At 74.5% G+C, this 17,365-nt stretch carries 16 protein-coding genes and 1 tRNA gene; 10 read left to right on the forward strand and 7 right to left on the reverse strand.

Features of this window, described 5'->3' with window-relative positions:
- Nucleotides 1–42: 42 nt before the first annotated feature.
- Together J116_RS23240 and J116_RS23245 are read right to left on the reverse strand one after the other, a co-directional pair.
- On the reverse strand, nucleotides 43–1,356 hold the full coding sequence (locus J116_RS23240) for an ROK family transcriptional regulator (RefSeq protein WP_028964441.1): 1,314 nt from the start codon (nucleotides 1,354–1,356) through the stop codon (nucleotides 43–45).
- 90 nt (nucleotides 1,357–1,446) lie between these two features.
- Nucleotides 1,447–1,534, reverse strand: a tRNA-Leu gene (locus J116_RS23245).
- 192 nt (nucleotides 1,535–1,726) lie between these two features.
- Between J116_RS23245 and J116_RS23250 the strand changes: the two genes are divergently transcribed.
- The 3 genes from J116_RS23250 (at nucleotide 1,727) to J116_RS23260 (ending at nucleotide 4,293) form a co-directional block, all read left to right on the forward strand.
- A complete protein-coding gene (locus J116_RS23250) occupies nucleotides 1,727–3,061 on the forward strand; it encodes a M20/M25/M40 family metallo-hydrolase (RefSeq protein WP_023589487.1) in 1,335 nt (444 codons plus the stop codon).
- A gap of 153 nt (nucleotides 3,062–3,214) precedes the next feature.
- Nucleotides 3,215–3,448 carry a chaplin gene (locus tag J116_RS23255; RefSeq protein WP_023589488.1) on the forward strand — a complete coding sequence of 78 codons (234 nt, stop codon included), beginning with the start codon at nucleotides 3,215–3,217 and terminating at the stop codon, nucleotides 3,446–3,448.
- 146 nt (nucleotides 3,449–3,594) lie between these two features.
- Nucleotides 3,595–4,293 carry a chaplin gene (locus J116_RS23260; RefSeq protein ID WP_023589489.1) on the forward strand — a complete coding sequence of 233 codons (699 nt, stop codon included), beginning with the start codon at nucleotides 3,595–3,597 and terminating at the stop codon, nucleotides 4,291–4,293.
- A gap of 101 nt (nucleotides 4,294–4,394) precedes the next feature.
- On the opposite strand, the gene J116_RS23265 is transcribed toward J116_RS23260, so the two are convergent.
- The gene (locus J116_RS23265; protein WP_014671721.1) at nucleotides 4,395–4,583 is read right to left on the reverse strand and encodes a DUF5703 family protein; all 189 of its coding nucleotides are present in this window, start codon (nucleotides 4,581–4,583) and stop codon (nucleotides 4,395–4,397) included.
- Between the two features lie 47 nt (nucleotides 4,584–4,630).
- Between J116_RS23265 and J116_RS23270 the strand changes: the two genes are divergently transcribed.
- The gene (locus tag J116_RS23270; protein ID WP_023589490.1) at nucleotides 4,631–5,296 is read left to right on the forward strand and encodes a hypothetical protein; all 666 of its coding nucleotides are present in this window, start codon (nucleotides 4,631–4,633) and stop codon (nucleotides 5,294–5,296) included.
- A gap of 182 nt (nucleotides 5,297–5,478) precedes the next feature.
- On the opposite strand, the gene J116_RS23275 is transcribed toward J116_RS23270, so the two are convergent.
- Nucleotides 5,479–7,797: a helix-hairpin-helix domain-containing protein gene (locus tag J116_RS23275; RefSeq protein ID WP_023589491.1), complete on the reverse strand. Its 2,319-nt coding sequence runs from the start codon at nucleotides 7,795–7,797 to the stop codon at nucleotides 5,479–5,481.
- The gene (locus tag J116_RS23280; RefSeq protein ID WP_023589492.1) at nucleotides 7,794–8,783 is read right to left on the reverse strand and encodes an aldo/keto reductase; all 990 of its coding nucleotides are present in this window, start codon (nucleotides 8,781–8,783) and stop codon (nucleotides 7,794–7,796) included. Before J116_RS23280 ends, J116_RS23275 begins: the two co-directional genes overlap by 4 nt.
- Nucleotides 8,784–8,923: 140 nt before the next feature.
- On the opposite strand from J116_RS23280, the gene J116_RS23285 reads away from it, so the two are divergent.
- Nucleotides 8,924–9,976: an LLM class F420-dependent oxidoreductase gene (locus tag J116_RS23285; RefSeq protein ID WP_023589493.1), complete on the forward strand. Its 1,053-nt coding sequence runs from the start codon at nucleotides 8,924–8,926 to the stop codon at nucleotides 9,974–9,976.
- A 250-nt stretch (nucleotides 9,977–10,226) separates the two neighbouring features.
- Nucleotides 10,227–11,012, forward strand: a complete 786-nt coding sequence (locus J116_RS23290) for a hypothetical protein (RefSeq protein ID WP_023589494.1) — start codon at nucleotides 10,227–10,229, stop codon at nucleotides 11,010–11,012.
- A gap of 126 nt (nucleotides 11,013–11,138) precedes the next feature.
- Here the strand turns inward: J116_RS23290 and corA are convergent, their stop codons facing one another.
- Nucleotides 11,139–12,131, reverse strand: coding sequence for a magnesium/cobalt transporter CorA (gene corA, locus J116_RS23295; protein ID WP_028964442.1), 993 nt, complete (start codon nucleotides 12,129–12,131; stop codon nucleotides 11,139–11,141).
- Between the two features lie 54 nt (nucleotides 12,132–12,185).
- Between corA and J116_RS23300 the strand changes: the two genes are divergently transcribed.
- From J116_RS23300 to mshC, 4 genes are all read left to right on the forward strand, one after another.
- A complete protein-coding gene (locus J116_RS23300; RefSeq protein WP_023589496.1) occupies nucleotides 12,186–12,905 on the forward strand; it encodes a histidine phosphatase family protein in 720 nt (239 codons plus the stop codon).
- 79 nt (nucleotides 12,906–12,984) lie between these two features.
- On the forward strand, nucleotides 12,985–13,575 hold the full coding sequence (locus tag J116_RS23305) for a DUF3090 domain-containing protein (RefSeq protein ID WP_023589497.1): 591 nt from the start codon (nucleotides 12,985–12,987) through the stop codon (nucleotides 13,573–13,575).
- Nucleotides 13,539–14,372, forward strand: coding sequence for an SCO1664 family protein (locus J116_RS23310; RefSeq protein WP_023589498.1), 834 nt, complete (start codon nucleotides 13,539–13,541; stop codon nucleotides 14,370–14,372). Before J116_RS23305 ends, J116_RS23310 begins: the two co-directional genes overlap by 37 nt.
- A 106-nt stretch (nucleotides 14,373–14,478) precedes the next feature.
- Nucleotides 14,479–15,708 carry a cysteine--1-D-myo-inosityl 2-amino-2-deoxy-alpha-D-glucopyranoside ligase gene (mshC, locus tag J116_RS23315; RefSeq protein WP_023589499.1) on the forward strand — a complete coding sequence of 410 codons (1,230 nt, stop codon included), beginning with the start codon at nucleotides 14,479–14,481 and terminating at the stop codon, nucleotides 15,706–15,708.
- Between the two features lie 145 nt (nucleotides 15,709–15,853).
- Here the strand turns inward: mshC and J116_RS23320 are convergent, their stop codons facing one another.
- The gene (locus J116_RS23320; protein WP_023589500.1) at nucleotides 15,854–17,077 is read right to left on the reverse strand and encodes a PAC2 family protein; all 1,224 of its coding nucleotides are present in this window, start codon (nucleotides 17,075–17,077) and stop codon (nucleotides 15,854–15,856) included.
- Nucleotides 17,078–17,365: the final 288 nt, after the last annotated feature.

The following is a 17,365-nucleotide window of genomic DNA, read 5'->3' on the forward strand; positions in this document are numbered from 1 at the left end:
CCCTCGTAACCGGGGCGGCACCGCAGGGGGGAGCCGCCCCGGTTACCGTCCGCCCGCCCGCTCGGCGTACCCCACCGGGTCGGCGATCACGTCCCGTACGACCAGCGCCGCCGCCCCCCGCGCCGCGTCCCCCGACGACGAGGCGCCGCGCAGCCGCCCGCCGCCCGGCGTCCACAGCCCGGACACGCCCCGCCGCGCCAGCTCCGCGTCCACGGCCGGACCCAGCCACGGCATCAGTCCCCGGTACACCCCGCCCAGCACCACCGCGTCCGGGTCCAGCAGGTTCACCGCCCCCGACAGCACCAGTCCCAGTGCCCGCCCGGCCCGCTCCAGCGCCCCCAGCGCCCGTACGTCCCCGTCGGCGGCGCGCCGCTCCAGCTCGGCCACCCCCGGCCCGCCCGCGTCCTGCGCGAGACCCGCGCCCCGCAGCAGCGCGGCCTGCCCGGCGTACTGCTCCAGGCACCCCCGCGACCCGCACCGGCACTCGGGGCCCGCCGCGTCCGCCGGTACGTGCCCGATCTCCCCGGCGAACCCGTGCGCACCGCGCAGCAGCTCCCCGTCCACGACGATCGCGCCGCCCACGCCGATCTCCCCGGACACGTACAGGAAGCTCCGCGCCCGCTCCCCGCCACCGCCGCCGGTCCCGTCGTGGCCGCCGCCGTCGGCACCCCCGCCGCCTTCGCCGCCGTCCCGGCCCGCCGCCGGGCCGCCGAACCACAGCTCGGCCAGCGCCGCCGCGTTCGCCTCGTTGTCCGAGCCGACCGGCAGCGGTGGCGCCCCCGGCGCCCGGAGCGCGGAGGCGAACAGCTCCTCCGCCGCCACCCGGTTCCAGCCCAGGTTCGGCGCCTGCCGCACCCGGCCGCCCGACACGAGGCCCGGCAGCGCGAGCCGTACGCCCGCCGGGCGCAGCTCCTGCTCGGCCGCCGACACCAGCGTGCGCGCCGCGATCCGCGCCGCCCGCGCCAGGACCTCACCGGGCGGCACGTCCCGGTTGTCGAGGTGCTCGGTGAGCCGTACCCGGTCGGTTCCGGCCAGATCCACCACGCACACGGACACGTAGTCGACGTTGATCTCCACGCCGAGCCCGGCGGGGCCGGTCCTCGCCACCCGCAGCGCCGTCCCCGGCCGCCCCGCCAGCCCGCTGAACGTCTTGCCCGACTCGGTGAGGAACCCGCCCGCCAGCAGTTGTTCGACCAGCGAGGAGACCGCCGCCCGGGTCAGTCCCACGCGCGCCGCCACCCCGGCCCGCGTCGCCTCGCCCTCGTCGTGCACGGCCCGTAGGACCAGGCTGAGGTTGTGCCGCCGCACGGTCGCCTTGTCGGCCTTGGGCTCCAGCGGTTCCAGTGTGTTCTTCATCGCCTCTCGCAGCAGCCGCTCGACCATGCCCGGCACGTCCACAGCAGGACCCGAACAGCAGAAAGACCCCAGGTGAACTGGGGTCTTCGCTGGTGTCCGAGGGGGGACTTGAACCCCCACGCCCGATAAAGGGCACTAGCACCTCAAGCTAGCGCGTCTGCCATTCCGCCACCCGGACAAGGTGTCTGTCTCGCGGCCCTGGGCCGTTCCGACGTGGAAAACCATAGCAAACATTCGGCGTGCCCGATCACGCCCCCGGTCCCCGACGTGAGCACGCCCGGCCGGGGGGCGCCCTTGGGCGCGGGGCCCGGTCGGTAGCAGGATGGCGCCAGACCAGCAGCCACGACAGCACGACGCGGGAGGAACCAGCGTGAGCGAGTCGAATCCGGCCAGGACCGGCCCCGGAGTCACCGCCGAGAGCGAGGTCGTCGATCTCTGCAGCGAGCTCATCCGTATCGACACGAGCAACTACGGCGACCACTCCGGCCCCGGAGAGCGGGCCGCCGCCGAGTACATCGCCGAGAAGCTCGCCGAGGTGGGCCTCGAACCCCGGATCTACGAGTCCCACAAGGGCCGCGCGTCGACGGTCGTCCGGATTCCCGGCGAGGACCCGTCGCGCCCGGCCCTGCTCATCCACGGCCACACCGACGTCGTCCCGGCCAACGCCGCCGACTGGACGCACGACCCGTTCTCCGGGGAGATCGCCGACGGCTGCGTCTGGGGCCGGGGCGCGGTGGACATGAAGGACATGGACGCGATGACCCTCGCGGTCGTACGGGACCGGATGCGCTCGGGCCGCAGGCCGCCCCGCGACATCGTCCTGGCGTTCCTCGCCGACGAGGAGGCCGGCGGCACGTACGGCGCGCGCTTCCTGGTGGACAAGCACCCCGAGCTGTTCGAAGGGGTCACGGAGGCGATCGGCGAGGTCGGCGGCTTCTCCCTGACCGTCAACGAGGACCTGCGGCTGTACCTGGTGGAGACGGCGCAGAAGGGCATGCACTGGATGCGCCTCACCGTGGACGGCACCGCGGGGCACGGCTCGATGACCAACACGGACAACGCCATCACGGAGCTGTGCGAGGCCGTGGGCCGCGTCGGCCGCCACCAGTGGCCGGTCAGGGTCACCAAGACCGTACGGTCGTTCCTGGACGAGCTGTCCGACGCGCTCGGCACGCCGCTCGACCCGGACGACATGGAGGCCACGCTCCAGAAGCTCGGCGGCATCGCCAAGATGATCGGCGCGACGCTCCGCAACTCGGCGGCGCCCACGATGCTCGGCGCCGGGTACAAGGTGAACGTCATCCCCGGCCAGGCCACCGCCCACATCGACGGAAGGTTCCTGCCCGGGTACGAGGAGGAGTTCCTCGCCGACCTCGACCGGCTCCTCGGGCCGCGGGTGCGGCGCGAGGACGTCCACACCGACAAGGCGCTGGAGACCAGCTTCGACGGCGACCTCGTCGACGCCATGCAGACGGCGCTGCGCGCGGAGGACCCGATCGCCCGCGCCGTGCCGTACATGCTCTCCGGCGGCACCGACGCCAAGTCCTTCGACGACCTCGGCATCCGCTGCTTCGGTTTCGCCCCGCTCCAGCTGCCGCCCGACCTGGACTTCGCCGGGATGTTCCACGGCGTGGACGAGCGGGTGCCGGTGGACGGCCTGAAGTTCGGCGCGCGGGTCCTGGACCGCTTCATCGACGCGAGCTGAAAGTCAGGTGAAACGACCCTCCAATAATCGCCCGCGTGTCCAGATCTGACCGAAAAGGGTGAACGAGGGCGCCGCCTCGTAGCCCACCTGCCTCCTCCTCGTTACAGGTGATGCGGTCCGCGGCTGGGACCGCATTGCCAACTAGGAGGAAAAATGATCAAGAAGGTCGTCGCCACCGCGGCCGCCGCCGGCGGTCTGGTTCTGGCGGGTGCGGGCATGGCCGTCGCCGACGCGGGCGCGAACGCTGCCGCCGTGGGTTCCCCGGGTGTCCTGTCGGGCAACGTGCTCCAGGTTCCGATCCACGTGCCGGTGAACGTCTGCGGCAACACGATCAACATCATCGGCCTGCTGAACCCCGCCTTCGGCAACACCTGCGTCAACGCCTGAGCCATCGCCTGACGTTGCGTCTCGACCCATCGGGTCCAGCCCGGCCGGCCTCGGAGCGCGCGCCATGCGCTCCGAGGCCGGTGGGCATTCGGCTGCCGCGCGAGGTGCGCGGGAGCAATCGGAAGCCAAGAAGGCAGGAACAAGCTATGCGACAGGTCACGCGCAAAGGCCTGACCATTGTGGCGGCGGCGGGCGGCGTGCTCGCCCTCGGCGGCTACGCCCACGCGTCCACGGGCGCCGGGGCGGACGGTGCCGCGGCCAACTCCCCGGGTGTCGCGTCCGGCAACAACGTGCAGGCACCCATCAGCGTGCCGGTGAACGCCTGCGGCAACACCGTCGACGTCGTCGGCGTGCTCAACCCGGCGTTCGGCAACAAGTGCGTCAACGAGTCGAGCGGCGCCCAGGCGAACGGGGCGGCGACGAACTCGCCGGGTGTCGCCTCCGGCAACAACGTGCAGGCCCCGATCAGCGTGCCGGTGAACGCCTGCGGCAACAGCGTGAACGTCGTCGGCGCCCTGAACCCGGCGTTCGGCAACGGCTGCGGCAACGGCGCCACCCCCGGCCACCCGGGCGAGCCGGGCCACCCCGGCGAGCCGGGCAAGCCGGGCAAGCCGGGCAAGCCGAGCGAGCCCAGCACCCCAGGGAAGCCCGGCAAGCCGAGCGAGCCCGCTCAGCCCAGCACCCCGAGCACGCCGAACAAGCCCGACCCGCAGGGCGGCACCACCCCGCAGGACGACGACCAGCTCGCCGCGACCGGTGCCTCCGCGCTCGGCCTGCTCGGCCCGGCCGGCGCCGCCGCGCTCATCGGCGGCACGATCCTCTACCGCCGCGCCCGCGCCGCGTAACCACCACGCGTCCGGTCGTACACGCGACGGAGCGGGCCCCGCACTCCGCGGGGCCCGCTCCGTCTCGTTCCGTTCCGTCCTGTTCCGTCACGCTCTGTTCCTCACCAGGTGGCGCGCACCTGACGAATGATGCGCCTGCGCAGCCGCACCCGGCGGCTCCCGTCCCGGAGCAGGCTCAGGCGGTCCAACTCCCAGTGCCCGTACTCGGCATGGTCGGTCAGCAGCCGCGTCGCCTCCTTCCTGGAGACCCCTCGCGGCACGTACACATCGACAAATTCGTATTCCGGCATCGCATCTATTGTGCGTGCACGGCCCAGGTACGGATAGCGTCTGCGGTATGTCTGATGCTGCGCAGCCCACCGCTGCCGAGGTACGTGCCGCCGCCGAGGCGGTCAAAGCCGCACTGGACCGTCACCTGGCGGCGGTCGAGAACCGCACCGGTGACGACGACCCGGCGGTCTACGCCGCGTTCAACGACCTGGCCGCCGCGGCCGAGGCGTACGACGAGCGGCTCTACGACCGCTACGACGAGGTCACGCCCTTCGAGATCCCCGGTGTCGAGGACTCCCTGCCCCCGTACGCGGGGCCGGACCAGCCGAACGCGCTGAGCGTACTGATCCGCCGCGACTACGCGGTGGCGGAACCCCAGCGGCTGCTCGCCCAGGCCCAGCGCATCGCCGACGCCGAGCGCGACGACGACGAGGTGCCCGGGACGGCCGCCGCGGTCGGCTCCAGCGTCCACGCGGCGATCGGCGTGCTGTTCGGCGAGTACGAGCCGGACGAGATCGCCTCCCGCCACAAGGAGTTCGGCCTGGAGGAGGGCGACTCCACGCTGTGGGTCGCCGCCGCCGACGAACTGCCCGAAGCGGGGGAGTGGCTCGCCACGCCGTTCGACCAGGCCGACCCGAGCCGCGTCATCTGCCGCTTCGACGTGAGCGCCGTCTTCGACGAGGACGAGCTGTACGAGGAGGACCCGACAGGCCGCTCCCACGAGCACCCCTGAGCCCGGCTGCGGGCACGGGTCGGGCTGCCCGGCCCTCCCGTGCCCACCGCGCCACCGAGCTGGTGAGGGACGAAAGACCCCGTGGGCGTCGTCCGGCGACGGCCGCGGAGCCGCCGTGCTCGCTCACCATCGGGCGGGGACGGGCTGCCCGGCTCTCCCGCGCCCGCACCGCCGCGTCCCCGCTACTCCTCCACCGGCTCCGGAACGGCCTCCAGCAGGCCGCGCAGCCGCGTCACACGGTCGGCGCCCGGGGGCTCGGCCACCGCACGGGCCAGCGCCTGGTCCGCGCCGTGGACGACCGACAGGTGCCGCTCGCCCCGGCTGAACGCCGTGTACACCCACGCGCGGCTCAGCCCGGCCACCGCGTCGCCCGGCAGCACCGCGACCGCCGCGGGCCAGCGCACGCCTGCCGCCTGGTGCGCGGTGAGCGCCCAGCCGTGCCGCACCAGCGACTCCACGCGCTCCTTCGGCACGACGACCCGCTCCGGCCGGCCCTCGCAGTCCAGGTGCAGCCCCTGCGCGTCCGCCGACACGACCGTCCCCTGAAGGGTGCGGCCGGGGGCCTCCGCGTACGCCACCCGGTCGCCCGGGTCGAAGCCGCCGAACCGGCCGGGCCCCGGGTTCAGCCGCTGCTTCAGCGCCGCGTTCAGCGCCCGCGTCCCCGCCGAACCGCCATGGCCGACCGTGATCACCTGAGTCTGCTCCACCGGGACGCCCAGCGCCCTCGGCACCGAGTCCGCGACCAGCTGCACCGTCCGGTGCACCGCCTCGCCCGCGTCCCGCACCGGGACGATGACGACCTCCCGGCCCGGCGCCTCCACCTGGAGGAGCTCGCCCACGCCGATCCCGGACACCAGCTCACCGACCGGCCCGGGGTCCGGCGTGCGGGACGCCACCTGCGGGCACACCCGAGCCGCCAGCAGGTCTCCGAAGACCCGGCCCGCGCCCGCCGACGGCAGCACGTGCGGGTCACCGCTCAGCACCAGCCGGCAGCCGTCCGGCACGGACTCCACCAGCATCGCCGCGGTCTCCACGTCCAGCTGCGGCGCGTCCAGCACCACCAGCAGGTCGAGCGCGAACGCCCCGTCCTCGTCCCGCCCCGGTCCCGCGGCGCCCGACAGCAGCGCCGCCACCGTCACGGCGTCCACCTCGGGGCCGAGCCTGCGGCGGCCGTTCTCGCTGTGCACCGCCAGGGCCGCGCGCAGCCCGGCGCCGCGCGCCGCCTCGACCAGCGCGACCGGCTCGGCACGCGCCGCCTCACCGCCCGTGTGCACCACCAGGCCCTGCGCGGCGACCGCCCGCGCCAGCTCCTGCGGCCGGGCCTGCGCCCAGCGCGGGTCGGGTCCGGAGCGGGCCAGCCGCGCCAGACCGTCCGCGAGGCTCTCCTCGGCCATGGCGTACCGGTCCAGCCCCAGCAGCACCGGCGACTTCCCGTCGTCGGCGCCCACGGCTTCGGCTTCCCCGTCCGTCTCCTCCGGCCCCTCGTCCTCGTCCTCGTCGTGGAAGACCAGCACGGCGCCCTCCGCGACGGCGTGCCGCACGGCCTCGTCCGGGTCCGGTACGGAACGCTCCGCCAGGGCCGCCCGTACGGCCGCCGCGTCCAGCGCCGTGTGCCCCTGGAGGGCGGCCCGCTCCAGCAGCCACACCACGAGGGCGTCCGTACGGCGCGCGTCGCCCGGCACGCACGCGGCGCCCAGCAGTGCCCGCGCGAACCCGTCCGCCTGCTCGGGCCGTACGCCCGGCACGGCCAGGAGCCGCCACGGGTCCTCGCGCAGCAGCTCACCGGCGGTTTCCCCGAGGGCGTTCGCGACCCGCGCCGCGAGCGCCTCCGGAGCCCCGCCCTCGGCGAGCACGGCCCGTACGGCGGCGACCGTCTCGGGCGCGGCCACGCGCGGCGCCCGCACGGGCGGGGCGACCGGTGCCCGGGGCGGCGCGACCGGCGGGGGAGCGACCCGGCGCGGTGCCGCGACGGGCGCGGGGGATTCCGGGAAGGTGACGGCCGGCTTCTCGCCGCTCTCCACGGCCCGTACCGCCGCCAGCAGGTCGGCGGCCCGCCCGCTCAGCTTGGTGCCGCTCGCGATGGGGCCGCCGCGCTCCGCCTTGCGCCGCTCGATCCGCTCCCGCAGCTCCCGCTGAGCCGCGAGCTCGGCCTCCGCCTCGGAGACCCCGGCCCCGGCGCCGCCACCCCCGTCACCGGCACCGCCCTCCGTGTCACTCCCAGCGCCGCCCGAGCCGTCCGAGCCGGACGCCGTACCGTCCGAGCCGTCAGCCTCCCCCGGAGACCCGGCCTCGGCGGCCTCCGCGGCGGACTCGTCCGCCTCCGCGGCGTGCTCCGCAGCAGGCTCGGCGGAATCCGTCCCGGCAGGCGGAGGCGGCGCGTCGGGGCCCGCGCTCCCGCCGACGGCGTCCGGTCCGGCGCCGGGGCCGTCGGGGGGCACGGGCGGGGCGGCGGGGTCGGCGGCCGGGGAGCCGGGGTTCTCCCCCCGGGGGTGCGCGGTCACAGCGTGCTCCAGTCCTGGTCGGGGTAGCGGTGCACGGGCGCCGACACATCGTCCAGCGCCCTGCGGATCTCGTCAGGAAGACTAAGGCTCTCCACTGACAACGCCGCCGTGAGCTGCCGCGCCGTCCGCGCGCCCACCACCGGCGCCGTCACGCCCGGCCGGTCCCGCACCCAGGCGAGCGCCACCTGCAACGGCGTCACGGCCAGGCCGTCCGCCGCCGTCGTCACGGCGTCCACGACGCGCCGCGCCGCCTCGTCGAGGTACGGCTCCACGAACGGCGCCATGTGGTCCGACGCACCGCGCGAACCGGCCGGGACACCGCCCCGGTACTTGCCGGTCAGCACGCCCCGGCCGAGCGGCGAGGACGGCAGGAGGCCCACGCCCAGGTCCCGGGCGGCGGGCAGCACCTCCCGCTCCACACCGCGCTGGAGCAGCGAGTACTCCATCTGCGTACCGGCCAGCCGCGCCCGTGTGCCCGGCGCGGCCAGCTGCCACGTCGCCGCCTTGGCGAGCTGCCAGCCGCAGAAGTTGGCCACGCCCACATACCGGGCGCGGCCGCTGGTCACCGCGATGTCCAGCGCCTGGAGCGTCTCCTCCAGCGGCGTCCACGGGTCGTAGGCGTGCACCTGCCACAGGTCCACGTGGTCCGTGCCGAGCCGCGCCAGCGACGCGTCGAGCGCGGCCAGCAGATGGCCGCGCGAGCCGTCGAAGCGGCGCTCCGGGTCCGGGTCGGCCACACTTCCGGCCTTGGTCGAGACGACCAGGTCGCGGCGCGGCACCAGCCGTTCCATCAGCTGTCCCAGCAGGTACTCGGCCTCCCCGCCGCCGTACACGTCCGCCGTGTCGACGAGGGTCCCGCCCGCGTCCCAGAACGCCTTCAACTGCTCGGCCGCCTCGTGCTCGTCCGTGTCCCGCCCCCAGGTCAGGGTGCCCAGCCCGATCCGGGACACGCGCAGGCCGGTGCTGCCGAGATGCCTCTGCTCCATGGCCGCGAGATTACTGGCCGGAAGCCCACGCCGAGTGACCCTGTGGACAACCCCGCCCGGCAGGCCCACTGCCGCGGCGCCCGCCCGCGCGCTAGAGTCCGCACACCACACACGTTACTGATCAGTAAAAGGGGATCGGCATGCGGCTCGGCATCAACCTCGGCTACTGGGGGGCGGGCATGGACGGCGACAACCTCGCCGTCGCGCAGGAGGCGGACCGCCTCGGCTACGACGTGTGCTGGGCCGCCGAGGCGTACGGCTCCGACGCGCCCACCGTCCTCGCCTGGGTCGCCGCCCAGACCGAGAGCATCGACGTCGGCTCGGCCATCATGCAGATCCCGGCGCGCCAGCCGGCGATGACCGCCATGACGGCCGCCACCCTCGACTCGCTGTCCGGCGGCCGCTTCCGCCTCGGCCTCGGCGTGTCGGGCCCGCAGGTGTCCGAGGGCTGGTACGGCGTCACCTTCGACAAGCCGCTCGGCCGCACCCGCGAGTACGTCGACATCGTCCGCAAGGCCATGTCCCGCGAGCGCCTCACCCACGACGGCGAGCACTGGACGCTGCCGCTGCCCGGCGGCCCCGGCAAGCCGATCAAGCTGACCGTCCACCCGCAGCGCGAGCACATCCCGCTGTACATCGCCGCCATCGGCCCCAAGAACCTGGAGCAGACCGGCGAGATCGCCGACGGGGCGCTGCTGATCTTCCCGTCCGCCGCCCACCTGGAGGAGACGGCCCTGCGGCACATCCGGGCCGGGCGCGAGAAGGCCGGGCTGACCATGGACGGCTTCGACGTCTGCCCGACCGTGCCGCTCGCCGTCGGCGACGACGTGAACGCCCTCGCCGACACGTTCCGCCCGTACACCGCCCTGTACGTCGGCGGGATGGGCAGCCGCAAGCAGAACTTCTACAACCGGCTCGCCCAGCGCATGGGGTACGAGAAGGAAGCCGCCGAGATCCAGGACAAGTACCTGTCCGGCGACAAGGCGGGCGCCGCCGCGGCCGTACCGCACCGGCTGATCGACGACACGACGCTGCTCGGCTCCGTCGAGCGGATCGCGGACCGGATGCGGGCGTACGCGGAGGCCGGTGTCACCACCCTCACCCTGGCCCCCGCCGGGTTCACCCTGGACGAGCGGATCGCCGCCCTCCGCGCCGGCACGGAAGCGCTGGAGCGCGCCGGGCTGGTGGACTGACCCGTCACGCCCGGGGCCGTGCCCCGGGCAAGCCTGCGGCCGTGGTGGGGGCTCGGGGTCATCCCCGCCACGGCCGTCACGCAGCACAACGCGCCAACCACCCCGTCGGTTACGCCCTCGCGCGGTTCCGCCCTCGCCGCGGCGGCTCCGCCCGAGGTTCGCCGACCCGTTCGGCGCATCGGCGGTGGTGAGCTGTTGCCGCCGCCCGCGCACGGCAGTTGACTCGTGCCGACACGTGGAGGTGACAGCCATGCTCTCGGCCCGCAGCCTGTTCCAGGAGATCGTCGACAGCGACGAGGCCTTCCAGCTGTTCTGTTCGATCGCGGCCAGCGGGGAGGCGCAGGGAGGCTGGGAGAACGCCAGGATCGCCGCCCTCGTACCGCCGTCCCTGGGCGACCTCGCCCCGAAGATCACCCGGCACGGCGCCGACGAGGACAAGCACGGCCGCATCTTCGACGGGCTGCTGAAGAAGCGCGGTCTCAGCCCCGTGCCCGTTCCCCCGGAGACCGACTACACGATGCTCCTGGAGCGCTCCGGCATCGGCCTCGCCCACGAGAAGCTGCGCCGCGACGAGCCGCTCGGCGAGCACGACATCGTCGTCTACCTCTCGCACAGCCGCGTCACCGAGCAGCGGGCCGCCGACCAGATGGACATGCTCGTACGGCACTTCGGCGACCACCCGGAGGTCGGCAAGGCCATCCGGATGATCAGCAACGACGAGGACAACCACCTGGCGTACTGCCACGAGGAGCTGCTGCGCCTCGCACGCGCCGGACACGCCCGGACCATCCGGCGCACCCTGCGCGAGTGCGCCCTCGCCGAGATCGCCGTCTACCGGGACGTGAGCCTGGCCGTCATGGAGCACATGGGCCGTGTGCTGAAGTGGCCGCGCGCCAAGTCGGCCGTCCTCGCGGGGGGCATCCGCGCCCTCTACGCGTACGAGCGGGCGGGCGGCTGGCGGCGCATGGTCACGCTCTCCATGCCCGAGCGCCTCAACGCCCTCGGCGGCCCCGCCGAGGCCGCGTCCGTCCTCTGACCAGGCGCCCCCTGCCTCCGGATCAAGACCGCGCGCATACTCCGGCCGGACGCCCCGCCCCGACCGTGCCCGCACGCCGGGGCCGGTCCACCGGTCCGGCGCGCGTCCACCGGCCCGGCGCCCGCCCTACAGCCAGCCGCGCCGCTTGAACAGCCGGTACAGGCCGACGACCGCGACCGCCATCACGCCCACCACCGCCGGGTAGCCCCACACCCACCCCAGCTCCGGCATGTGCGTGAAGTTCATCCCGTAGACGCCCGCGACCATCGTCGGCACCGCCGCCATCGCCGCCCACGCGGAGATCTTCCGCATGTCGTCGTTCTGCCGGACGCCCATCTGTGCCAGGTGCGCGGACAGGATGTCCGACAGCAGCCGGTCCAGCCCCTCCACCTGCTCACCGGCGCGCGTCAGGTGGTCGCTGACATCCCGGAAGAACGGCCGCGACTCCTCGCTGACGTACGGCACCCCGGCCCCCGCCAGGCGCTCCATCGGCCCGCCCAGCGGCCCCGTCGCCCGCCGGAACTCCAGCACCTGCCGCTTGAACCGGTAGATCCGCGACGCCGTGTTCTTCGCCTCGCTCCCCGCGGGCTGGAAGACCTCCGCCTCCAGCTCCTCCAGGTCCACCTGGAGCTCACCCGCCACCTCTATGTACCGGTCCACCACGGCGTCGCTCACCGCGTACAGCACCGACGTCGGGCCCTGCCGCAGCACCTCCGGCTCCGACTCCAGCCGCCGCCGCACCGCCGCCAGCGGGGACCCCTCGCCGTGCCGGACGGTCACCACGAACGAGTCGCCCATGAACACCATCAGCTCGCCCGTGGTGACCGTGTCGCCCTGCGGCTCGTACAGCACCGGCTTCAGGACCAGGAACAGCGAGTCGTCGTACACCTCCAGCTTCGGCCGCTGGTGCGCCTTCAGGGCGTCCTCCACGGCCAGCGGGTGCAGCCCGAACTCCTCCGACACCCGGTCGAACTCCTCGGCGGTCGGCTCGTGCAGCCCGATCCACACGAACGCGTCCACCGCCCCCCGCGCCTCCTCCAGGGCGGCGACGATGTCGGCGGGGCCCTCTCGGCGGCGCCCGTCCCGGTAGATGGCACAGTCCACGATCACGGCGCGTATTCTTCCCCGGACCACCCGCCCCACGCCTGCCCCCGGCCGCCTACTCTTGCGGGCATGGCGACGTTGATCCTCGTACGGCACGGCCGGTCCACCGCGAACACCGCCGGCGTCCTCGCGGGCCGCACCCCCGGTGTCACCCTCGACGAACGCGGCGCCGCCCAGGCCGAAGCGCTGCCCGCCCGGCTCGCCGGGGTCCCGCTCGCCCTGGCCGTCACCAGCCCCCTGGAGCGCTGCCGCGAGACGCTCGCCCCGCTCCTCGCCGCCCGCCCCGGCCTGGCCCTCCACACGGAGGAGCGGATCACCGAGTGCGACTACGGCGACTGGTCCGGCCGCAAGCTCGCCGAGCTCGCCGACGAGCCGCTCATGGACGTCGTCCAGCACCACGCGTCCGCCGCAGCCTTCCCCGGCGGCGAGTCCATGCGGGCCATGCAGGCCCGCGCCGTGGACGCCGTGCGGGACTGGAACGCGCGCGTGGCGGCCGAGCACGGAGACGACGCCGCGTACGTGATGTGCTCGCACGGCGACATCATCAAGGCGCTCGTCGCGGACGCCCTCGGCCTCCACCTGGACCTGTTCCAGCGCCTCCACGTGGACCCGTGCTCCGTCACCGCCATCCGCTACACCCGCACCCGGCCCTTCCTGATCCGCCTCGGCGACACGGGCGACTTCACCGCGCTCGCCCCCCGCGACGGCGGCGAAGGCGGCGACGGCGGGGGCAACGGCTACGCCGACGGGGGCGCCGCGCAGGTCGGCGGCGGCGCGGGCGCACCGTGATCGCTTCGCACAGTAGGGTGGATGCGCTGCCGAGACGGCCGTGGCGTCCGACCCACGACAAGACCAAGGGAGAGGGAACGTGTCCCGTCAGGTGTTCCTCTATGACCCGCCGGAGCGCTTCGTGGCCGGTACGGTCGGGCTGCCTGGCCGCCGTACGTTCTTCCTCCAGGCGTCCGCCGGCGGTCGGACCACCAGCGTCGCGCTGGAGAAGACGCAGGTCGCGGCGCTCGCCGAGCGCATGGACGAGCTGCTGGACGAGGTGGTGCGCCGCACCGGCGGCAACGCCCCGGTCCCGGCCGTCGCCCCCGCCGACGTGACCGACACGGCGCCGCTCGACACGCCCGTCGAGGAGGAGTTCCGCGTCGGCACCATGGCGCTGGCCTGGGACGGCGAGGAGCAGCGGCTCGTCGTCGAGGCGCAGGCGCTCGTGGAGCTCGACGCGGATTCCGAGGAGGACCTCGCCGAGGCGGAGGAACGTCTCCTCCAGGACGAGGAGAACGGCCCGCCCATGCTCCGCGTCCGCCTCACCGGCGCCCAGGCGCGGGCCTTCGCCAAGCGCGCCCTCGACGTCGTCAACGCCGGCCGCCCCCCGTGCCCCCTGTGCAGCCTGCCGCTCGACCCGGAAGGACACGTATGTCCGCGCCAGAACGGATACCGCCGAGGGGCCTGACGGCCACCGCCGACGTGCTGGAGCTGCTCGCCGAGGGCGAGCTGACCGTACGCGGCCAGATCCGCGAGGCGTCCAACGCGGTGCTGCTGTGCTCCGTCGCGTACGACGGCGTGGAGGCGGACTGCGTGTACAAGCCCGTCGCGGGGGAGCGGCCCCTGTGGGACTTCCCCGACGGCACGCTCGCGCAGCGGGAGGCCGCCGCGTACGCCGTGTCCGAGGCGACCGGCTGGGGCCTCGTCCCGCCGACCGTGCTGCGCGAGGGGCCGTACGGGCCGGGCATGGTCCAGCAGTGGATCGACGCGGACCCGTCGGCGCCGCCGCTGCTCTCCCTGGTGGACGGCGACGAGCCCGGCGACGGCTGGCGCCCGGTGGGCCTCGCCGACGTGGGCGGCGGCCGCACGGCGCTGCTGGTCCACGCCGACGACCCGCGGCTGCGGCGGCTCGCGGTACTCGACGCCGTGATCAACAACGGTGACCGCAAGGGCGGCCATCTGCTGCCCGGCCCCGACGGCCGCCTCCACGCCATCGACCACGGGGTCACCTTCCACGCCGAGGACAAGCTCCGCACGCTGTTCTGGGGCTGGGCGGGGGAGCCGCTCCCCGTGGAGACGCTGGAGGCGCTGGCCCGGCTCGACGCGGAGCTGGCGCCCGGCGCCCCGCTCGCCACCCGCATGGAGCAGCTGGTCACCCCGGCCGAGCTGGACGCCCTGCGAGCCCGCGTCACCGCCCTGCGCACCACGGCCCGCCACCCGGAACCGTCCGGCACCTGGCCGCCCATCCCCTGGCCGCCCGTCTGACCCGACGGGCCGCAGCACATCGCGGTCGTGCGCGCAAGAGCGCGTAACCGGTCATGATCCTGCATCCGGTTCGTATCCGGAACACCCGTCCGGTTACGCTCGATGCATGCATGCCTGGCCCGCTTCTGAGGTCCCCGCCCTGCCCGGCAAGGGCCGCGACCTCCGGATCCACGACACCGCGACCGGCGGACGAGTGACCCTCGACCCCGGCCCCGTCGCCCGTATCTACGTCTGCGGCATCACGCCGTACGACGCGACCCACATGGGTCACGCGGCGACCTACAACGCGTTCGACCTCGTTCAGCGCGTGTGGCTCGACACCAAGCGGCAGGTTCACTACGTGCAGAACGTGACCGACGTGGACGACCCCCTCCTGGAGCGGGCCGCCCGTGACGGCATCGACTGGACCGGCCTGGCCGAGCGTGAGACATCCCTGTTCCGCGAGGACATGACGGCCCTGCGGATGCTGCCCCCGAAGCACTACATCGGCGCCGTCGAGGCGATACCCGGCATCGTCCCGCTGGTGGAGCGGCTGCGCGACATGGGCGCCGCCTACGAGCTGGACGGCGACGTCTACTTCTCCGTCGAGGCCGACCGCCACTTCGGCGAGGTCTCCCACTACGACGCCGAGGTCATGCGGGCCCTGTCCGCCGAGCGCGGCGGCGACCCCGACCGGCCCGGCAAGAAGAACCCGCTCGACCCGATGCTGTGGATGGCCGCCCGCGAGGGCGAGCCGAGCTGGGACGGCGGTTCCCTCGGCCCCGGCCGCCCCGGCTGGCACATCGAGTGCGTCGCCATCGCGCTCGACCACCTCGGCATGGGCTTCGACGTCCAGGGCGGCGGCTCCGACCTGATCTTCCCGCACCACGAGATGGGCGCCTCCCACGCCCACGCGCTGACCGGCGAGTTCCCCTTCGCCAAGGCGTACGTGCACGCCGGGATGGTCGCCCTGCACGGCCAGAAGATGTCGAAGTCCAAGGGCAACCTGGTATTCGTCTCCGCGCTGCGCCGCCAGGGCGTGGACCCGGCCGCGATCCGCCTGACCCTGCTGGCCCACCACTACCGGGCCGACTGGGAGTGGACCGACCAGGTCCTGGACGAGGCCGCCGAGCGGCTGGGCCGCTGGCGCGCCGCCGTGTCCCGCCCCGACGGGCCCCCGGCCGACCAGCTGGTCGAGGAGATCCGCGAGGCGCTCGCCGACGACCTGGACACGCCCGCGGCGCTCGCCGCCGTGGACCGCTGGGTGGAGCTCCAGCGCACCGAGGGCGGCACGGACGAGGGCGCGCCCGGCCTCGTCTCCCGCGCGGTGGACGCGCTGATGGGCGTGGCGCTCTGACCTGTCCGGTGAGGAACTGACGAGGCCGCCCGGGGCGTGGGGTCCCCCGGGCGGCCGTCACCTTTCCGGACGTGCGGCAGCGGGACGTACGACAGCGGGGCGGTGCCGCCGTGACGGTGCCGCCCCGCTGCCGTACCCGCCGGTGCTACTCGCCGGACTCCTGACGGCCACCGTCCCCGGTGCCGCCGTCCCCGGCCCCGGTGTCCTTGGGCTCGGTGTCCTCGGTGTCCTCGGTCCCGGCGTCCTTGGTGCGGCCGCCGGAGCCGTCGCCGCGGCCCTCGTCCGTACCGCCCTTGTCCGCCCGGCTCTCGTTCGTCGGCCCCTCGGCCGACTGGTTCTCGGCCGCCTTGTCGTCGGCGCCCCGGCCGGAGGGCTTCACGGGGCGGGTGCGGCCACCGGCCGGGTCCCGCAGGTACGAGCTGTCGGCGCCCTCCGTGGCGTGGCCCCCGGTCCCGGGCAGGCCGCCCTGCCCCGCGCCCGGGCCGCCCGCGCCGGGACCGTGCCCCGCCCCCGGGCCCGTACCGGGGCCGCCGTCGCGCCGCCGCAGGTACCGCTCGAACTCGCGGGCGATGGCCTCGCCGGACGCCTCGGGCAGCTCGGCCGTGTCCCGCGCCTCCTCCAGCGTCTGCACGTATTCGGCCACCTCGCTGTCCTCGGACGCCAGTTGGTCCACGCCGAGCTGCCAGGCGCGGGCGTCCTCGGCCAGTTCGCCGAGCGGGATGCGCAGGTCGATCAGGTCCTCGAGCCGGTTCAACAGGGCCAGCGTCGCCTTGGGGTTCGGCGGCTGCGACACGTAGTGCGGCACCGCCGCCCACAGGCTGACCGCGGGGACACCGGCGTGGGTGCAGGCCTCCTGGAGGATGCCGACGATGCCCGTCGGCCCCTCGTACCGGGTCTCCTCCAGCTCCATCCGGCGCGCCAGGTCCGGGTCGGACGTGACCCCGCTGACCGGGACGGGCCGCGTGTGCGGGGTGTCGCCGAGCAGCGCGCCCAGGATCACCACCATCTCCACGCCCAGCTCGTGCGCGAAGCCCAGCAGCTCGTTGCAGAACGAGCGCCAGCGCATCGACGGCTCTATGCCGCGGACCAGCACCAGGTCGCGCGGCTTCTCGCCGCCGACGCGGACCACGGACAGCCGGGTGGTGGGCCAGGTGATCCTCCGTACCCCGCCGTCCAGCCACACCGTGGGCCGGTTGACCTGGAAGTCGTAGTAGTCCTCGGCGTCGAGCGCCGCGAACACCTCGCCCTTCCACTCCCGTTCCAGGTGCGCGACCGCGGTGGAGGCGGCGTCGCCGGCGTCGTTCCAGCCCTCGAACGCGGCCACCATGACCGGGTCGATCAGCTCGGGAACCCCCTCGAGCTCGATCACCCAGGCCTCCTTCCGAAGTTCCGTCCGTACGAACCAACCTTACGGCGTTCGGGGCCCCTGCCCGCAGCCACTTGTACACGTCCGGGTGCTGTACCGGCCCCACACGACTACCCCTGCGCGAAGCCAGGGACACTCCGTCTTCCGCCGAGGCCGGCGCCCCGGACACCCCCTCGGGGCACCGCCCGGCGCGGCCAACGCCGCCGCCCGCGCCGCCCTTTGGACCGGCGCGGAGCCGAGCGCCCGCGGCACGAGGAGGGCGGCCCCCGAAGGAGCCGCCCTCACACCCCG

Source organism: Streptomyces thermolilacinus SPC6, assembly GCF_000478605.2.
GTDB lineage: Bacteria > Actinomycetota > Actinomycetes > Streptomycetales > Streptomycetaceae > Streptomyces > Streptomyces thermolilacinus.